Below are 13,652 nucleotides of genomic sequence, written 5' to 3'. Positions count from 1 at the left end.
GCCCGCCCTCGGCGCCGGACCGGCCGCCCGTCCCGGCGGCGATCACCACCACCTCCCCCTCCGGGGTCGGCCCTCCCCTCCGCGCACACCTGGCGGCCCCTCCCAGAACCCTGGCGCGGTGTGATCGTCGTCCGCGGGGCTGTGACGTGCGGCAAAACTGCGCCGGGCGGGGCGGGACCAGCTGTTAGCGTGCTCGAACCGCCCCCGTAGTCCCGGAAGGTGCCCGGAAGTGTCCGCCGACCTGTCGTCCGTCATCGCGGCCACCGCGCAGTGGCTGCTGCGCGCGTACCCGCCCGAGCGCGGCCCCCTGAGCGCCGCCCTCGCCGAGGCGCAGTGCCGCCAGGCCGCGACCGTCGCCGCGTGGCTGCGCTACCCCACCGCCCTGGACGCCGGGCTCCTCGACGTCGTCGGCCCCGGCGGGTCCGGGCGGCTGGACTGGGTCGCGGGAGTCGACGTCGTGCCGGGCGAGGACACCGCCTGGCGCACCTGGGTCGACGAGGTCGTCGCCAGCTGGGCGGCCTGCCTGCTCGCCGACCGCGAACTCGCGCTGGCCGCCGCCGCGACCGTCACCGGCTCCGTCCACGCCGCCGGTCTCGCCCCCGACTTCCGCCGCCTCACCGACCCCGACCTCCGCGACCGGCAGGCAGCCGTGCTGCTGCGGCACCCCGACCTGCTCTCCCCGGTGGCCGACCTGCACCGGGCCGGCCTGCTCGACCGGCTGGGCGGCGGAGCCGCGCGCGCCGCCTGAGCAAGTCCACTGTGGACCGCTCCGGAAACCGCGTGACGACGCGGGCCGGAGCGGTAGGGTCGCCGGATGACCATGACCCAGCTCGTCGCGCTCGCCGGCGTGATCGTCCTCGGCGCGATGGCGCCAGGACCGGACTTCGTGATCGTCAGCCGCAACGCGCTGGTCTCCGGGCGCCGCGCCGGCATGGCGTGCGCGGCGGGCATCACCGCCGGGGTGTTCTGCTGGGCGATCGTGACCGCGCTCGGGCTCGCCGGGCTGCTCGCGGCGTCCGCGGTGGCGTTCACGGTGGTCAAGCTCGCCGGTGCGGCCTACCTGCTGTTCCTGGGGATCCGGGCCCTGCTCGCCGCGCGCCGCGGCCGGTACACCGCACCCGAGCCGGCCGCTGAAGCCGGCAGCGCGTTCCGCCAGGGTCTGGTGTGCAACCTGCTCAACCCCAAGGTCGCGGCGTTCTTCCTCGCGCTGCTGCCCCAGTTCGTCCCCGGCGGCGCCGGGCCCGGTGACCACCTGCTGCTGGCCGTCGTGGCGTCCGGGGTGACGCTGGCGTGGTTCCTGGTGCTGGCGAACGTCGTGGGCGCGCTGCGGCGAGTGCTGTCCGCGGCGCGGGTGCGGCGCGGGATCGACGCCGCGATGGGCACGCTACTGGTCGGGCTCGGGGTGCGGATTGCCCTGCCCTGACCCGGGGACGGAAGGACTCCACCGCATGCCGGTCTTCCCGGCCAGCGACAGCGTCGGCATCGCCTGCCGCGTGTGGGAGCGGGACTCAGGCCTGCCGCTCGTGCCCGTGGCGCGGCTCAACCCGGCTGTCCGTAGCGCTCCCCCACGAAATCACCCAAGCGGTGGGCGAAGGTTTCCAGCGTCGCGGCTGCCTTGTGGCGCGCGTCCCACGCCGCGGTCAGCTTGATCTCCAGCCGGCGCTCCCCCGTGCGCACCCGCAGCGGCACCAGCCCGAACCGCGGGTCGTCCGACACCAGGGCCACTCCCCGGCCCGCCGCGGCGTGCGCCTGCGCCACCGTGCCGTTCGCGGCCTCGATGACCCGCGCGTAGGTGGTGCCCAGCTCGAGCAGCGCCGCGTCCAGCGACTGCCGCGCGGTGAACGCCGGCGGCAGGATGATCACCTGCTCCTCCAGCACCTCCGCGAGCGGCACGCTCCCCCGGCCCCGCCACGGGTGCCGCTCCGGCACGTACGCCCACACCGGCAGCACCGCGAGCCGCCGCGAGCGGTAGGGCGCGCGGGGCGCGGCCGTGGCGATCGCCAGATCGGCGCCGCGCGCCAGCGTCTCCACCGCGGACAGCCCGTCCGCGCCCAGGACGTCGATCGTCGGGTCCTCGGGCGCCAGCGTCGCGATGAACGGGGCCACCACGTCGGTCAGCGTCACCGTCGGCGCGCCGATCGTCAGCCGGTCGATGCGGCCGTGCGCGTGGAACGTCGCCGCCGTCTTCAGCGCCTCGGCCCGCTCCAGCACGTCCCGCGCGTCCGCCAGCAGGGCCCGGCCGACCCGGGACGGCGTCATCCGCCGCCCCGCCCGGTCGAACAGGTCCGCGCCCAGCTCCTCCTCCAGCTGCCGCAACTGCCGCGACAGACTCGGCTGGGTGATGTGCAGCAGCTGGGCCGCCCGGCTGACCGTGCCCGCCTCGCAGGTCACCACGAAGTACCGCAGGTGCCGCAGCTCCATCATGCCTCCCAGGCATCGAAATTCTGCCAATCAAGTATTGGACAGCATGACCGGCCGGTTCCGAAACTGGGGCATGACCACGAGCACGGACACAGGCATCCGCCAGCAGCGGCGGCTGGAGACGGCGATCCCGGGACCGCTGTCCCGCGAACTCATGACGCGCAAGGGCGCCGCGGTCGCCGCGGGCGTCGGCACCACCATGCCGGTCTTCGCGGCCGCGGCCGGCGGCGGGATCGTGGTGGACGTCGACGGCAACCACCTGATCGACCTCGGCTCGGGCATCGCGGTCACGACCGTCGGCGCGAGCAACCCGCGGGTCGTGGCGGCCGTGCGGGAGCAGGTGGAGGCGTTCACCCACACCTGTTTCATGGTCACGCCGTACGAGGGATACGTGGCCGTCGCCGAATCACTCAACCGGCTGACACCCGGTGATCACGACAAGCGCACGGCGTTGTTCAACTCGGGTGCCGAGGCGGTCGAGAACGCGGTCAAGATCGCGCGGTCGCACACCGGCCGGCACGCGGTGGTGGTGTTCGACCACGCCTACCACGGCCGCACCAACCTGACGATGGCGATGACCGCGAAGTCCATGCCGTACAAGCACGGGTTCGGGCCGTTCGCGTCCGAGGTCTACCGGGCGCCGCTGTCCTACCCGTTCCGCGACGGCGGCCTGGACGGCGCCGAGGCCGCGCGCCGGGCGCTGGAGGTGGTCGAGAAGCAGGTCGGGGCGGCGAACCTGGCGGCCATGGTGATCGAGCCGATCCAGGGCGAGGGCGGGTTCATCGCGCCCGCGCCGGGGTTCCTGCCCGCGCTCGCGGAGTGGTGCCGCGCGAACGGGGTGGTGTTCGTCGCCGACGAGGTGCAGACCGGGTTCGCCCGCACCGGCGACTGGTTCGCCTGCGACCACGAGGGTGTCGTGCCGGACCTGATCGTGACCGCGAAGGGCATCGCGGGCGGGCTGCCGCTGTCGGCGGTGACCGGGCGCGCGGAGATCATGGACGCCGCGCACACCGGCGGGCTGGGCGGCACCTACGGCGGCAACCCGCTGGCGTGCGCCGCCGCGCTGGCCGCGATCGAGACCATCGAGCAGGACGGGCTGGTGGCACGGGCGCGCGAGATCGGCGCGCTGCTCACGTCCCGGCTCCGGGCGCTGGCCGACCCCCGGATCGGGGACGTGCGCGGCCGCGGCGCGATGATCGCGGTCGAGCTGGTGCGGCCCGGCTCGCTCGATCCGGACCCGGCGCTGGCGAAGGCGGTCGCGGCGGCGGCCCACGAGCGGGGCGTGATCGTGCTGACCTGCGGCACCCACGGCAACGTCCTGCGCTTCCTGCCTCCGCTGACGATCAGCGACGAACTGCTCCACGACGCGATGGACGTCCTGGCCGAGGCGTTGCGCGCCTAGCGTTCCTGCGGGTGGGTGGCCAGCGGCTCGGCCGTGACGTCCATCCACGGCCACATCGGCAGGGACGTCAGCGCGTCGTGCAGGGTGGCCGGGTCCTCGGCTTCGTAGAGGCCGATCGTGGCGTTGCGGCCGGGGACCCGCCACAGCCGCTTCAGCACGCCCTCGGCCCGCAGCTGCATCGCCCGCCCCCGTTCCGCCTCGCGCAGCCGGTCGCGGGTCTGGCCGGGCGTGTCGGCGGGCAGCCGGTTCTCGGTGACCATCGCCTCGTGGCCGGTGCCGATCATCAGCACCGGCCACCCCCGCGCGGCCGCCCGGGCCGCGTGCGGCTGGAACACCCGCATCCAGCCGGTGCGCTCGACGAACGCCGCCGGCACCCGCTGCACCGCGCCGGACAGCCGCAGCGGTTCGGTGCAACCCAGCCACGGGCGCGGGGTCAGCCGCGCGCTCAGCCGGTCCACATCGGACCGCTCGGTGACGCCCAGCACCCGCAGCGGCCGCACCGGGATCAGCCACCCGAAGCCGGGCCCGGCGACCGACTCGCGGTAGTGCGCGGCGATCTCCTCCGGCTGCAGGTCGATCGCCGCGTCGCCGTCGAACGCGTCCAGGTACACCCGCCGCGTCACGCGATCCGGCACCCGGTCGGCCACCCCGGTGATCACCTGCCCGCGTAGCTGTGCCCGACCAGCACCACGTCGTGCAGGTCCCACGCCTCGATCAACGCCACCACGTCCTGGACGTGCGTGCCCAGGCCCACCCCCGGGATGCAGGGTGTGCGCCCGGTCGCCGAGACCGGTCAGCGTCGGCGTGTGCACCTCGTGCCCGGCGGCGGTGTTGGACGCGGGCACGTGGTAGGTCTCGTGCACCCGCCAGAGGTGCCCGCTCAGCGCGCCGCGCATCACCAGCCACATGATCAGCTCGATCCCCTCCGTCCCCGGCCCAACGCCAACTACGGATCGTCCAGCTTCGACTCCGTCACCGACGCCGACGGCAACCTCGTCGCCCTGTCCCTGGCCACCGTCGACCCGGACGTCACCCTCGGCGCCGAGGTCACCGTCCAGCCGCACCCACAGTTCCCCGTGCGTGCCGTCGTCAGCCCCGCGCCCTACTCGGCGATGGCGCGCGAGAGCTACCGGCCCGGCTGGCGCACCGCGGTCCCGGTCTGAGGCAGCCGGCTCAGGAGAAGCCGACCGCCGCGACCATCAACGGGATCAGCAGCATGATCAGGATCGCGCCGATGACGTCGAACGCCGCGCCGGAGCGGATCATCTTGGTGATCGGCACCGCGCCGGAGCCGTAGACGATCGCGTTCTGCGGGGTCGACACCGGCAGCATGAACCCGAACGACGCGGCGAAGGTCGCCGCCAGCGCCGGGGTGAACGGATCCACCCCGGCGGCCAGCGCGATCGGGATGACGATCGGCACGACCACGGCCGCGGACGCGGTGTTGGACGTCGTCTCCGACACCAGGATCGCCAGCAGCACCGCGAAGATGGTGAGCGCGAGCCCGCTGCCGATCCCGAGCGCCCCGGCCAGCCCGTTGCCCACCCGCTCCGCGAGCCCGGTGCTGGACAGCAGCGATCCGAAGATGATGCCGCTGCCGAACAGCAGGACGGTGCCCCAGTCGATGCGGGCCGCCTCGGACCAGGTGAGCGTGAACCGGCGCTGCGCCCAGTTCGTCGGCAGCACGAACAGCAGCGCCGCGCCGAGCACGGCCACGATGCCCTCGTCGAGCCGGTCGCTGATCAGCTCGTAGGCGCGGGAGTCGTTGCCGGCCACCAGGGCCACGATGCCGGGCGTCACCCACAGCACGACGGTGATGGTGAAGGCGATCAGCGTGTTGCGCTCCGCGGGCGAGAACCGGCCCAGCTTCGCCCGCTCGCCGGCCACGTACTCCTCGACGCCGGTGAGCTTGCGGATCTCCGGGCGGTTGAGCAGGATCAGCAGCACCACCAGGATCACGAACATCGCCACGCAGGCGGGCAGCGCCATCGTGGTCCACTGCAGGAACGAGATCCGCTCGCCGGTGGCCTCCTCGATCAGGCCGCGCCCGATCAGGTTGGGCGGCGAACCGATCGGCGTGAGCAGGCCGCCGACGCTGGCGCCGTAGGCGAGCACGAGCATCAGCGCGATGCCCACGCGCAGCCGCAGCGGGTCGAACCGCTCCCCCTCCGGCGTCCGGCCGCGGATCAGCTCGGCGATGACGGTGAGCAGGCCGACCGCGGTCGGCAGCAGCATCGCGACCGTCGCGGTGTTGGAGATGAACGCCGACAGCACGCAGGTGACGAACCCGAGCGCGGCGATCACCCGCCAGGTGCTGCGGCCCACGCCCGGGATGGCGAGGATGAAGAAGGCGAACCGCCGCGCCAGCCCGTGCCGCAGCATCGCCTGCGCCAGGATGAACGCCCCGATGAAGACGAACACCGTGGACGAGCCGAACGGCTCCAGCACGTCGTCGGCGGGCAGCACGCCGAGCACCACGATGGCGGCGACCCCGATCAGGCCGCCGATCGGGATCGGCACCGGTTCGCACACCCACAGCACCACCACGCCGAGCAGCACCGCGGCCAGGGTCTGCTGGCCGGAGTCCAGGGTGGTGGGCACGAACAGGAAGACGATGGTCACGAGCGGGGCGAGCACGAACCCGACGGTCCGCCGGGCCCGCTCGAACCGCTCCTCCGCCGGGGACAGCTTCTGCTCCGCGAGGCCCCGGTAGGTGCCGCCGGTCAGCAGGGCCGAGGTCACGCTCTCCGTACGCTCACGCTCTCTGGTGCGTTCCTCACTTGTGGACATACAGGGACGATAGCGACAGAACGTGACCCGCGTCACTCTTCGGTGTGAGGCGAATCAATCGGTCGAGTCAGCTCGGCGCGGCCGGGGACCCAGGATCAGCATGACGGCCTCGGTCGCCACGTCCACCGTCCCGGCCAGGTTCCCGCCCTCCTCCAGGGTGATCGCGATCAGCTCGCGCAACCCGCCGAACAGGGTGATCGCCAGCTCACGCGACGGGGGCACCACGCCCGCCGCCCGCAACTCGGGGGTGTCCGCCAGCGTACGCATCAGCGCCACGAACGAGTCCATCGTCTCGCGGGACAGCGCACGGCCCGCTTCGCCGAGCGAGGGCGCGGCCCGCATCCAGCTCAGGCACAGGGCGGGGTCGCTCTCCATCGAGGAAATCAGCGCCTCGACCGCCTGGCGCGCCTGCACCTGCCACGGCGCGTCCCGCTCGACCGCGGCCGCGATGTCCCGCACCATCCGCGCGTTGGTCTGCCGCAGCAGCTCCACGAAGCACTCCTGCTTGCTCGCGAACTGCTCGTAGAAGGTGCGCTTGGACGTGCGGGCGTGGTTGACCACGTCGGCGATCGTGACGTCGTGGTAGTCGCGTTCGCGCACGGCCGCGGCCATGCCCTGCAGGAGCCGGTCGCGAAACCCGGTGCCCGCCACGTCGACGTCGGTCACGCCGCCAACCTAACCCAGCCGCTTGACCGGGCGGCACGTCCGGCTCTACGGTGCGTGGTACCCGTCAGTACCACGGTGGAGGTGTCGTGATGGCGCGGCTGCGGGACGGCGTGAAACCGGTGGTGCGCTGGGGCGTCGGCCACGCGCTGCCACGCACCGCGCTGCGAGCCGCGGCCCGGCGCGGCGACCTGCAGGCGCGGCTGGTGGCCGAGGCCGCGGTGTCCCCCACCGCCGCGCTGACCGGCCTGTTCGACGAGATCCGCGGCCACGGCCCGCTCTACCGGGGCTCCTTCGCCTACGTCACGACGAGCCACGCGGCGGTGAAGGAAGTGCTGACCAGCAACGACTTCCGCGCCGGCGTGGGCGCCGCGCCGGACGGGGTGCTCGCGCGGCTGAGCGACTGGTCGGCGACCGGCACGCTGCACCCGATCGCGCCGCCGTCGCTGCTGGCGACCGAGCCGCCGGACCACACCCGCTACCGCAAGCTCGTCACCCGCGTGTTCACCGTCCGCGCGGTGGAGAAGCTGCGGGTGCGCACCGAGGAGATCGCCCGCGAGCTGCTGGACGCGCTCGATCCGGACCGGCCGGTGGACCTGGTGGCGGCCTACTGCGCGCTGCTGCCGGTGACCGTGATCGCCGAAATCCTCGGGGTGCCGCCGGAGCAGCGGCAGCGCGTGCTGGAGCTGGGCACCGCGGCCGCGCCGAGCCTGGACCTGGGGCTGCCGTGGCGGGAGTTCCGCGCGGTCGAGTCGGCGCTGGCCGATTTCGACGCCTGGCTCGCCGGGCACCTGGACCACCTGCGCGCCCATCCCGGCGACGACCTGCTCAGCCAGCTGGTGGCCGCGCGCGAGGACGGGGTGGGGCTGACCGATCTGGAGCTGCGCGCGACCGCCGGGCTGGTGCTCGCGGCGGGCTTCGAGACGACGGTGAACCTGCTCGGCAACGGCATCGCCCTGCTGCACGACCACCCCGATCAGCTCGCGGCGCTGCGTGCGGAGCCGTCGCTGTGGCCGAACGCGGTCGACGAGATCCTGCGCGCCGACCTGCCGGCGCTGCTCACCGGGCGCACCTGCCTGCGCGACACGGAGGTCGGCGGGGTGCGGGTGCGCGGCGGCTCGGTGGTGACGACGATCCTGGCCGGCGCGAACCGCGACCCGGCGGTCTTCGCGGACCCGGCCCGGTTCGACGTGCGCCGCGCCAACGCGCGCGAGCACATCTCGTTCTCGGCGGGCCGGCACTACTGCCTGGGCGCCGCGCTGGCCCGCATGGAGGGCGAGATCGGGCTGCGGACGCTGTTCGACCGCTTCCCGGAGCTGCGCCTCACCGGCGGCGCGACCCGCCGGAGCACCCGGATCCTGCGGGGCTTCGAGCACCTGCCGGCACGCCTGCGCTGACTAGGGCGACACCGCGACGCCGAGGTAGTCCGCGCCGAGGAACCTCGGGGAGCCCTTCTCGTAGAACCGGTCGGCCTCGCGGATGACGAAACCCGCTCCGGTGATCACGTCGGTGATCGGGCGGTCGAGGTGGCAGCCGCCGAAGAGGCGGGCCTGCAGCGGGTCCAGGCGGTGCTGCCAGCGCCGCACCCCGCGGTCGGGAGCGAGGCCGTGGTCGAGGAAGTGCAGCGTGCCGCCCGGTTTCAGCACGCGCCGGACCTCCCTCAGCGCCGATCCGGCATCCGGGATCGTGCACAGCGTGTAGGTCGACAGGGCGGTGTCGCAGGTGGCGCCGGGCAGCGGCAGGGACTGCCCGTCCAGGCCGGACCGCTCGACCGGCACCGGCGAGGCGGCCACCCGTTCCGCGGCCAGCTTCCAGGCCACGTCGGAGGGCTCGATCGCGTCCACGGCCGTCACCGCGGCCGGGTAGAACGGGACGTTGTGCCTGGAACCGAAACCGATCTCCAGGACCGCCCGTGCAGCCCGGCGCACACGCGGGCCCGGTACGGGTTCGCCACCTCCAGCCCGCACAGCACGTCGATCACGCGCGGCAGGACCTGCTGCTGGTAGATGCCCATGACACAGCCTGACCGATGCGGGCGGCGTCCGGTAGGGCCGGAAGGCCCGCAACCGCGGTCCGAAGTGGACGACGACGGCGTGCGCCTCACCCCAGCGTGAGCGTGATCCGCTCCAGGCGGGCCGGCTCGGTGATCAGCTCGTAGCCGGCGACCCGCTCGCCGTCGAGTGTGAAGCGGATCGCCAGGCGGAGGCGGCCGTCCGGCGCGATCACCAGGCCCGGCTCGCCGTCGAGGAGGGCGAAGTCCGCGAACCGGGCGTTCCGCCCGAACACGACGATCTCCTCCGCCACCCGGCGGGCGCCCCGCACCTCGGGGCGGCCGTCGGCGCGGCGCACGACGTCCGGGCTGAGCACCGCGACGATCGCGTCGAGGTCGCCGGTCCGGGACGCCGCCAGGAACGCCTCGATCACCCGCCGGTGCCCGGCCGTATCGGGGCCCGGGGCGGCGCCGCGGACCTTCGCGCGTGCCCGGCTGGCCAGCTTCTTCGCCGTCGCCGTGGTGCGGCCGACGATCGGGGCGATCTCGTCGAACGGCACGGCGAACACGTCGTGCAGCACGAACGCGACCCGCTCGTCGGGCCCCAGCCGGTCCAGCACCACGAGCAGCGCGCGGCCCACCTCGTCGGCGAGCAGCACTTCCCGGTCCGCGCCCGGCGCCGGGTCCGGGTCCGCCTCGGGCTCGTGCCGGGCGCGCTGCCGCAGCACGTCCAGGCACACGCGGGACAGCACGGTGCGCAACCAGCCGGCCGGGTTGCGCACCTCGGCGGTGTCCGTGCGGGCCATGCGCAGCCACGTCTCCTGGACGGCGTCCTCGGCGTCGGCGAGCGAGCCGAGCATGCGGTAGGCCACGCCGATCAGGTGGTCGCGATGCGCTTCGAAATCCACCGGTCACCTTTCCCCGTCGTCGGTCGTCACCACCCTAGGACCACGAGGAGGAAGGACCACTGTGGACGTCTACGAAGCGGTGGCGACGCGCCGGGCGGTGCGCGCGTTCGACGGCACCCCGGTTCCGCACGAGGTGCTCGCGCGCCTGCTGCGGGCGGCGTCGCGGGCGCCGTCCGGGGGAAACCTGCAGCCCTGGCACGTGTACGTGGTGACCGGGGAGCCACTGGCGCAGCTGAAGAAGCGGACCGCCGAGCGCGTGGCGGCGGGCGACCCCGGCGACGAGCGCGAGTACACCATGTACCCGCCCGATTTGCCGTCTCCGTACCGGGAACGCCGATCCGCGGCGGCGGCGCAGCGCTACCGCGGCATCCCCCGCGACGACGCCGCCGCGCGCCAGGCGGCGGTCGCGCGGAACTGGGACTGCTTCGGCGCCCCGGCCGCGCTGTTCTGCTACCTGGACCGGACCATGGGCGCGGCCCAGTGGGCGGACGCGGGAATGTACCTGCAGACGGTCATGCTGCTGCTCCGCGCGGAGGGGCTGGACAACTGCCCGCAGATGGCGTGGTCGGTCTACCGCACCACGGTGGCCGAGGTGGTGTCCCCGCCGGAGCGGCTGATCCTGTTCTGCGGCATGTCCATCGGCTACGCCGACCCCGCCGCGAGCCAGGAACGCATCGAGCGCGCGCCGATGGCCGAGACGGTGACCTTCCTGGGGTAGGTCACCAGCACCGCGAGCGGGGGGACGAACCTGGCGAACCTGCCGCGCGGGCGCCGTTACAGCTCGCCGCTCACCGAAGCGTGACCGAGCCGTTGTAGAGCGTCACGCCGCGCGCGTCCGCCACCCGCACCCACGCGTCCCCCCGCTCGGGGTACACCGGCGTCGCTCCCTGGGGCAGCCATCCGGCGAACGTCCCGTTCACGACCGGCACGGTGACCGGCTCACCGGTGCCGAAATCGGCGACCATGCTCGCGGCCGAGCGTGGCGCGATGCCCACGAACGGCACCTTCCCGCCCTGCGCGGGCACCGACAGCCGGCGCACCGGGATCGACCGGCCGACGAACGTGTCCAGCTGCAGCGTGGCCCCGGCCGGGCCGCTGACGCACGCGATGGTGTGCTCGGCGCTGCGCCCCAGCACGACCCGGTACGGCCCGTTCTCCAGCATCGCGCCGGGCTGGTAGCCGTCGGCGTCGTCGGGCGGTTCGGCCAGCGCCGCCAGGCACTCGCCCAGCGCGCGGCCGGCCGGCGAGGACCGGTCGCCCGGCACGTCGACCACCGAGACCAGCGGCGCCGGCGCCGGCGGCAGCTCGACGCGCGGACCGGGACGGGCGGTCTGGCCCTCGACCGACATCCCGGCCCACAACGGGGTTGCCGGGCCGGTCCCGGTGAACGCGGTGAACACCCCGCTCGCCGGCGTGACCGGCTCGACGGTGACGCCGAGCCCGTCGGCCAGGGACAGCTCGATCCGCGGCCACAACGGGTCCGCCACCCCGGCCACCAGGCCAGTCCCGGTGCGCAGCAGCAGCCCGGTGCGGCTGCCGGGCGCGGAAGCCGGCGCGGCGCCCGGATCGGACACGGTCACCGTGGTCGCGGTGGTCTCGCAGAACACCGGTTTCCCGCCGGCGAGGTAGGACGTGACCACGTCGTCGCCGAGCGCGCGCCTGCCGGTGACCTGCCACTCGGCGCGCGGCAGGACCAGCGCGACCCGGCCCGCCGAGGCGATCGCCGCCCAGCACCGGTCGTCCACGCCGCCGCCGGCACCGGCGACCGGCTCCGCCGGGCGGAGGAACTGGGCGCCGATCAACGCGCCGCCGACCAGCAGGACCACGGCCGCGGCGGCCGCGAGGGCTCGCCCCCGGCGCGGGGCGAGCCCGGCACGCACGGTGGCGCGCATCCGCTCGCGGACCTCGGGCGGCAGTTCGCGGCGCGGGGGCAGGGCGTGGCTCATTTCTCCTCCAGCAGGGCACGGAGCCGGGCGCGGGCGCGCGACAGGTGCGCGCGCACGGTCACTTCGGCGACCTCGAGCAGGGCGGCGGCGTCACCGATCGGCAGCTCGCCGAGCAGGCACAGCTCGACGACCTGCCGTTGCGCGGCCGGAAGCGCGCGGACCGCGTCGACGATCCGCTGCAGGCGCGCCTCGCCGTCCACGCGGGCGGCGACGCCGTCGGCGTGGTCGGACTCCGGCGCCGGGCGGGGGATCCGGCGCAGCAGCCGCGACCGCCGCGCGCGGCCCCGGTGCTCGTCGCGGGCGAGGTTGCCGGCGACCGTGAACAGCCAGGGCAGGGCGCTGTCCCGCACCAGGGTGACGTCGCCGCGCTTGCGCCAGGCGGTGAGGAAGGTGCCGGAGGTGAGGTCCTCGGCGCTGGCCCAGGAACCGGTCAGCCGGTAGGCGTGGTTCCACACGGCCTGCGCGTGGCGTTCGAAGAGCGCCGTGAAGGCCTCCCGGTCACCGCCTGCGGCGCGCGCCCACAGGTCGGCGTCGCCCGGCTCCACCGACACCCCCAGTCCGGTCAGTTGCATGGTCACACCGGACAGTGGCCGGCACCGGCGCCGATGTTGTCACGGACGGGAGGGCGTCCCGCCGCAGGTCGGCTGATCGCGGGAGGCGCTGTCAGTACCGCAGGTGGGCGGGCTGGTGCGTCACTTCCTCGATGTCCCCGGCGGCCGCGTCGAGCAGGCGGTGCGCCAGATCGCTGAGCGCCCGCGCCGCGGCCAGCTCGTCGCCGATCTCCGGGACGTTGGTGTCGGCCGGGTTGAGCCGGGCCGTGCCGATCCCGACCAGGCCGGTCCGGCCGTCGGTGTGCAGTCGCGCGGTGGCGCGGGTCCGCGTCTCGTGCTCGTCGATCACGATGTCGACACGCCAGTTCTTGTCCCGCATGGCAGCCTCCCGGTGGTGCTCGTTCCACGCTGCCCCGCCCAGCCACCTGCGGAAAGGGCCGGAAGTCACCGGGTGGTTCAGTGGATCCGGCGCACGTCCAGCGGGGTCTCGACCGCGCCGCCGCCGGGCCCGCGGTCCACCCGGTAGGCCCCGGCGCGGTCCCGCTCCGCCAGCGCCTCGGCCAGCTCACCGCCGCGGTAGAGCAGGCCGGCCCCGTCGTCGGTCGCGTAGCCGGGCGGCAGCGTGCCGTCCGCGATCAGCGACTGGAACAGCGGGCGCCGGGCGGGTTCGCTGTCGTGGTGCACGCCGTTGGACCACGGGAGCAGGCCCAGCCCGTTCGTCACCGGCCGCAGCTGTGGCCCGAACGAGTCGGTCGTGCCGCCGGCGTGCCAGCAGATCGAGCCGGCCGAGACGCCGGTCAGGACCACCCCGGCCTGCCACGCCTCGCGCATCACCCCGTCGAGGCCGTGCAGCCGCCACAGCGCCAGCAACCCGGCGACGCTGCCGCCCCACACCCAGATCACGTCCTGGGACAGCAGGTGCCCCGCGAGGTCGGGGAGGTTCGGCATCGGCATCAGCGCCACGTGGCTGCCCGCCCACCC

16 protein-coding genes are annotated in these 13,652 nt (G+C 74.4%); 6 read left to right on the top strand and 10 right to left on the bottom strand.

Annotated elements, in window-relative coordinates; all coding sequences use genetic code 11:
* Positions 1-229 precede the first annotated feature (229 nt).
* Both D0D15_RS33410 and D0D15_RS33405 read left to right on the top strand, forming a co-directional pair.
* Positions 230-748 carry a hypothetical protein gene (locus D0D15_RS33410; protein ID WP_094007103.1) on the top strand — a complete coding sequence of 173 codons (519 nt, stop codon included), beginning with the start codon at positions 230-232 and terminating at the stop codon, positions 746-748.
* A gap of 66 nt (positions 749-814) precedes the next feature.
* On the top strand, positions 815-1,423 hold the full coding sequence (locus D0D15_RS33405; RefSeq protein WP_094007102.1) for a LysE family translocator: 609 nt from the start codon (positions 815-817) through the stop codon (positions 1,421-1,423).
* Between the two features lie 116 nt (positions 1,424-1,539).
* On the opposite strand, the gene D0D15_RS33400 is transcribed toward D0D15_RS33405, so the two are convergent.
* Positions 1,540-2,424, bottom strand: coding sequence for a LysR family transcriptional regulator (locus D0D15_RS33400; RefSeq protein WP_233157384.1), 885 nt, complete (start codon positions 2,422-2,424; stop codon positions 1,540-1,542).
* 70 nt (positions 2,425-2,494) lie between these two features.
* Here D0D15_RS33400 and gabT point away from each other — a divergent pair, with 70 nt between their 5' ends.
* Positions 2,495-3,823, top strand: coding sequence for a 4-aminobutyrate--2-oxoglutarate transaminase (gabT, locus tag D0D15_RS33395; protein WP_094007163.1), 1,329 nt, complete (start codon positions 2,495-2,497; stop codon positions 3,821-3,823).
* Here gabT and D0D15_RS37965 read toward each other — a convergent pair.
* Positions 3,820-4,470, bottom strand: coding sequence for a muconolactone Delta-isomerase family protein (locus D0D15_RS37965; RefSeq protein WP_420836385.1), 651 nt, complete (start codon positions 4,468-4,470; stop codon positions 3,820-3,822). The genes gabT and D0D15_RS37965 overlap by 4 nt on opposite strands.
* A 210-nt stretch (positions 4,471-4,680) precedes the next feature.
* On the opposite strand from D0D15_RS37965, the gene D0D15_RS33385 reads away from it, so the two are divergent.
* Positions 4,681-4,986 carry a hypothetical protein gene (locus D0D15_RS33385; RefSeq protein WP_233157389.1) on the top strand — a complete coding sequence of 102 codons (306 nt, stop codon included), beginning with the start codon at positions 4,681-4,683 and terminating at the stop codon, positions 4,984-4,986.
* Positions 4,987-4,996: 10 nt separating this feature from the next.
* On the opposite strand, the gene D0D15_RS33380 is transcribed toward D0D15_RS33385, so the two are convergent.
* The gene (locus D0D15_RS33380; protein ID WP_094007100.1) at positions 4,997-6,613 is read right to left on the bottom strand and encodes an SLC13 family permease; all 1,617 of its coding nucleotides are present in this window, start codon (positions 6,611-6,613) and stop codon (positions 4,997-4,999) included.
* A gap of 54 nt (positions 6,614-6,667) precedes the next feature.
* Entirely contained in the window at positions 6,668-7,279 is a 612-nt protein-coding gene (locus D0D15_RS33375; protein ID WP_094007099.1) for a TetR/AcrR family transcriptional regulator, read from the bottom strand.
* 89 nt (positions 7,280-7,368) lie between these two features.
* On the opposite strand from D0D15_RS33375, the gene D0D15_RS33370 reads away from it, so the two are divergent.
* A complete protein-coding gene (locus D0D15_RS33370; RefSeq protein WP_115945026.1) occupies positions 7,369-8,673 on the top strand; it encodes a cytochrome P450 in 1,305 nt (434 codons plus the stop codon).
* Here D0D15_RS33370 and D0D15_RS33365 read toward each other — a convergent pair whose 3' ends face one another.
* Both D0D15_RS33365 and D0D15_RS33360 read right to left on the bottom strand, forming a co-directional pair.
* Positions 8,674-9,204 carry a class I SAM-dependent methyltransferase gene (locus tag D0D15_RS33365; RefSeq protein ID WP_233157383.1) on the bottom strand — a complete coding sequence of 177 codons (531 nt, stop codon included), beginning with the start codon at positions 9,202-9,204 and terminating at the stop codon, positions 8,674-8,676. It lies immediately after the preceding gene.
* 172 nt (positions 9,205-9,376) lie between these two features.
* Positions 9,377-10,174: a sigma-70 family RNA polymerase sigma factor gene (locus tag D0D15_RS33360; protein ID WP_094007096.1), complete on the bottom strand. Its 798-nt coding sequence runs from the start codon at positions 10,172-10,174 to the stop codon at positions 9,377-9,379.
* 61 nt (positions 10,175-10,235) lie between these two features.
* Here D0D15_RS33360 and D0D15_RS33355 point away from each other — a divergent pair, with 61 nt between their 5' ends.
* Complete coding sequence (locus D0D15_RS33355; protein WP_115945025.1) at positions 10,236-10,892, top strand: nitroreductase; 657 nt, start codon at positions 10,236-10,238, stop codon at positions 10,890-10,892.
* A 70-nt stretch (positions 10,893-10,962) separates the two neighbouring features.
* Here D0D15_RS33355 and D0D15_RS33350 read toward each other — a convergent pair whose 3' ends face one another.
* The 4 genes from D0D15_RS33350 to D0D15_RS33335 form a co-directional block, all read right to left on the bottom strand.
* Positions 10,963-12,120 (bottom strand): hypothetical protein, encoded by a 1,158-nt coding sequence (locus D0D15_RS33350; RefSeq protein ID WP_115945024.1) that lies wholly within the window; start codon positions 12,118-12,120, stop codon positions 10,963-10,965.
* On the bottom strand, positions 12,117-12,692 hold the full coding sequence (locus D0D15_RS33345; protein WP_094007161.1) for an RNA polymerase sigma factor: 576 nt from the start codon (positions 12,690-12,692) through the stop codon (positions 12,117-12,119). The genes D0D15_RS33350 and D0D15_RS33345 overlap by 4 nt, the downstream gene beginning before the upstream one ends.
* A gap of 91 nt (positions 12,693-12,783) precedes the next feature.
* The gene (locus D0D15_RS33340; protein WP_094007091.1) at positions 12,784-13,050 is read right to left on the bottom strand and encodes a DUF1876 domain-containing protein; all 267 of its coding nucleotides are present in this window, start codon (positions 13,048-13,050) and stop codon (positions 12,784-12,786) included.
* 77 nt (positions 13,051-13,127) lie between these two features.
* On the bottom strand, positions 13,128-13,652 hold a 525-nt coding region (locus tag D0D15_RS33335; protein WP_162830718.1), incomplete at its 5' end, for a Type 1 glutamine amidotransferase-like domain-containing protein.

Origin of the sequence: Amycolatopsis thermalba (assembly GCF_003385215.1) — a bacterium.
In the GTDB taxonomy this organism is placed as follows: domain Bacteria; phylum Actinomycetota; class Actinomycetes; order Mycobacteriales; family Pseudonocardiaceae; genus Amycolatopsis_E; species Amycolatopsis_E thermalba.
The sequence above is the reverse complement of the archived record's forward strand: the minus strand, read 5'-3'. Positions and strand labels throughout refer to the sequence as shown.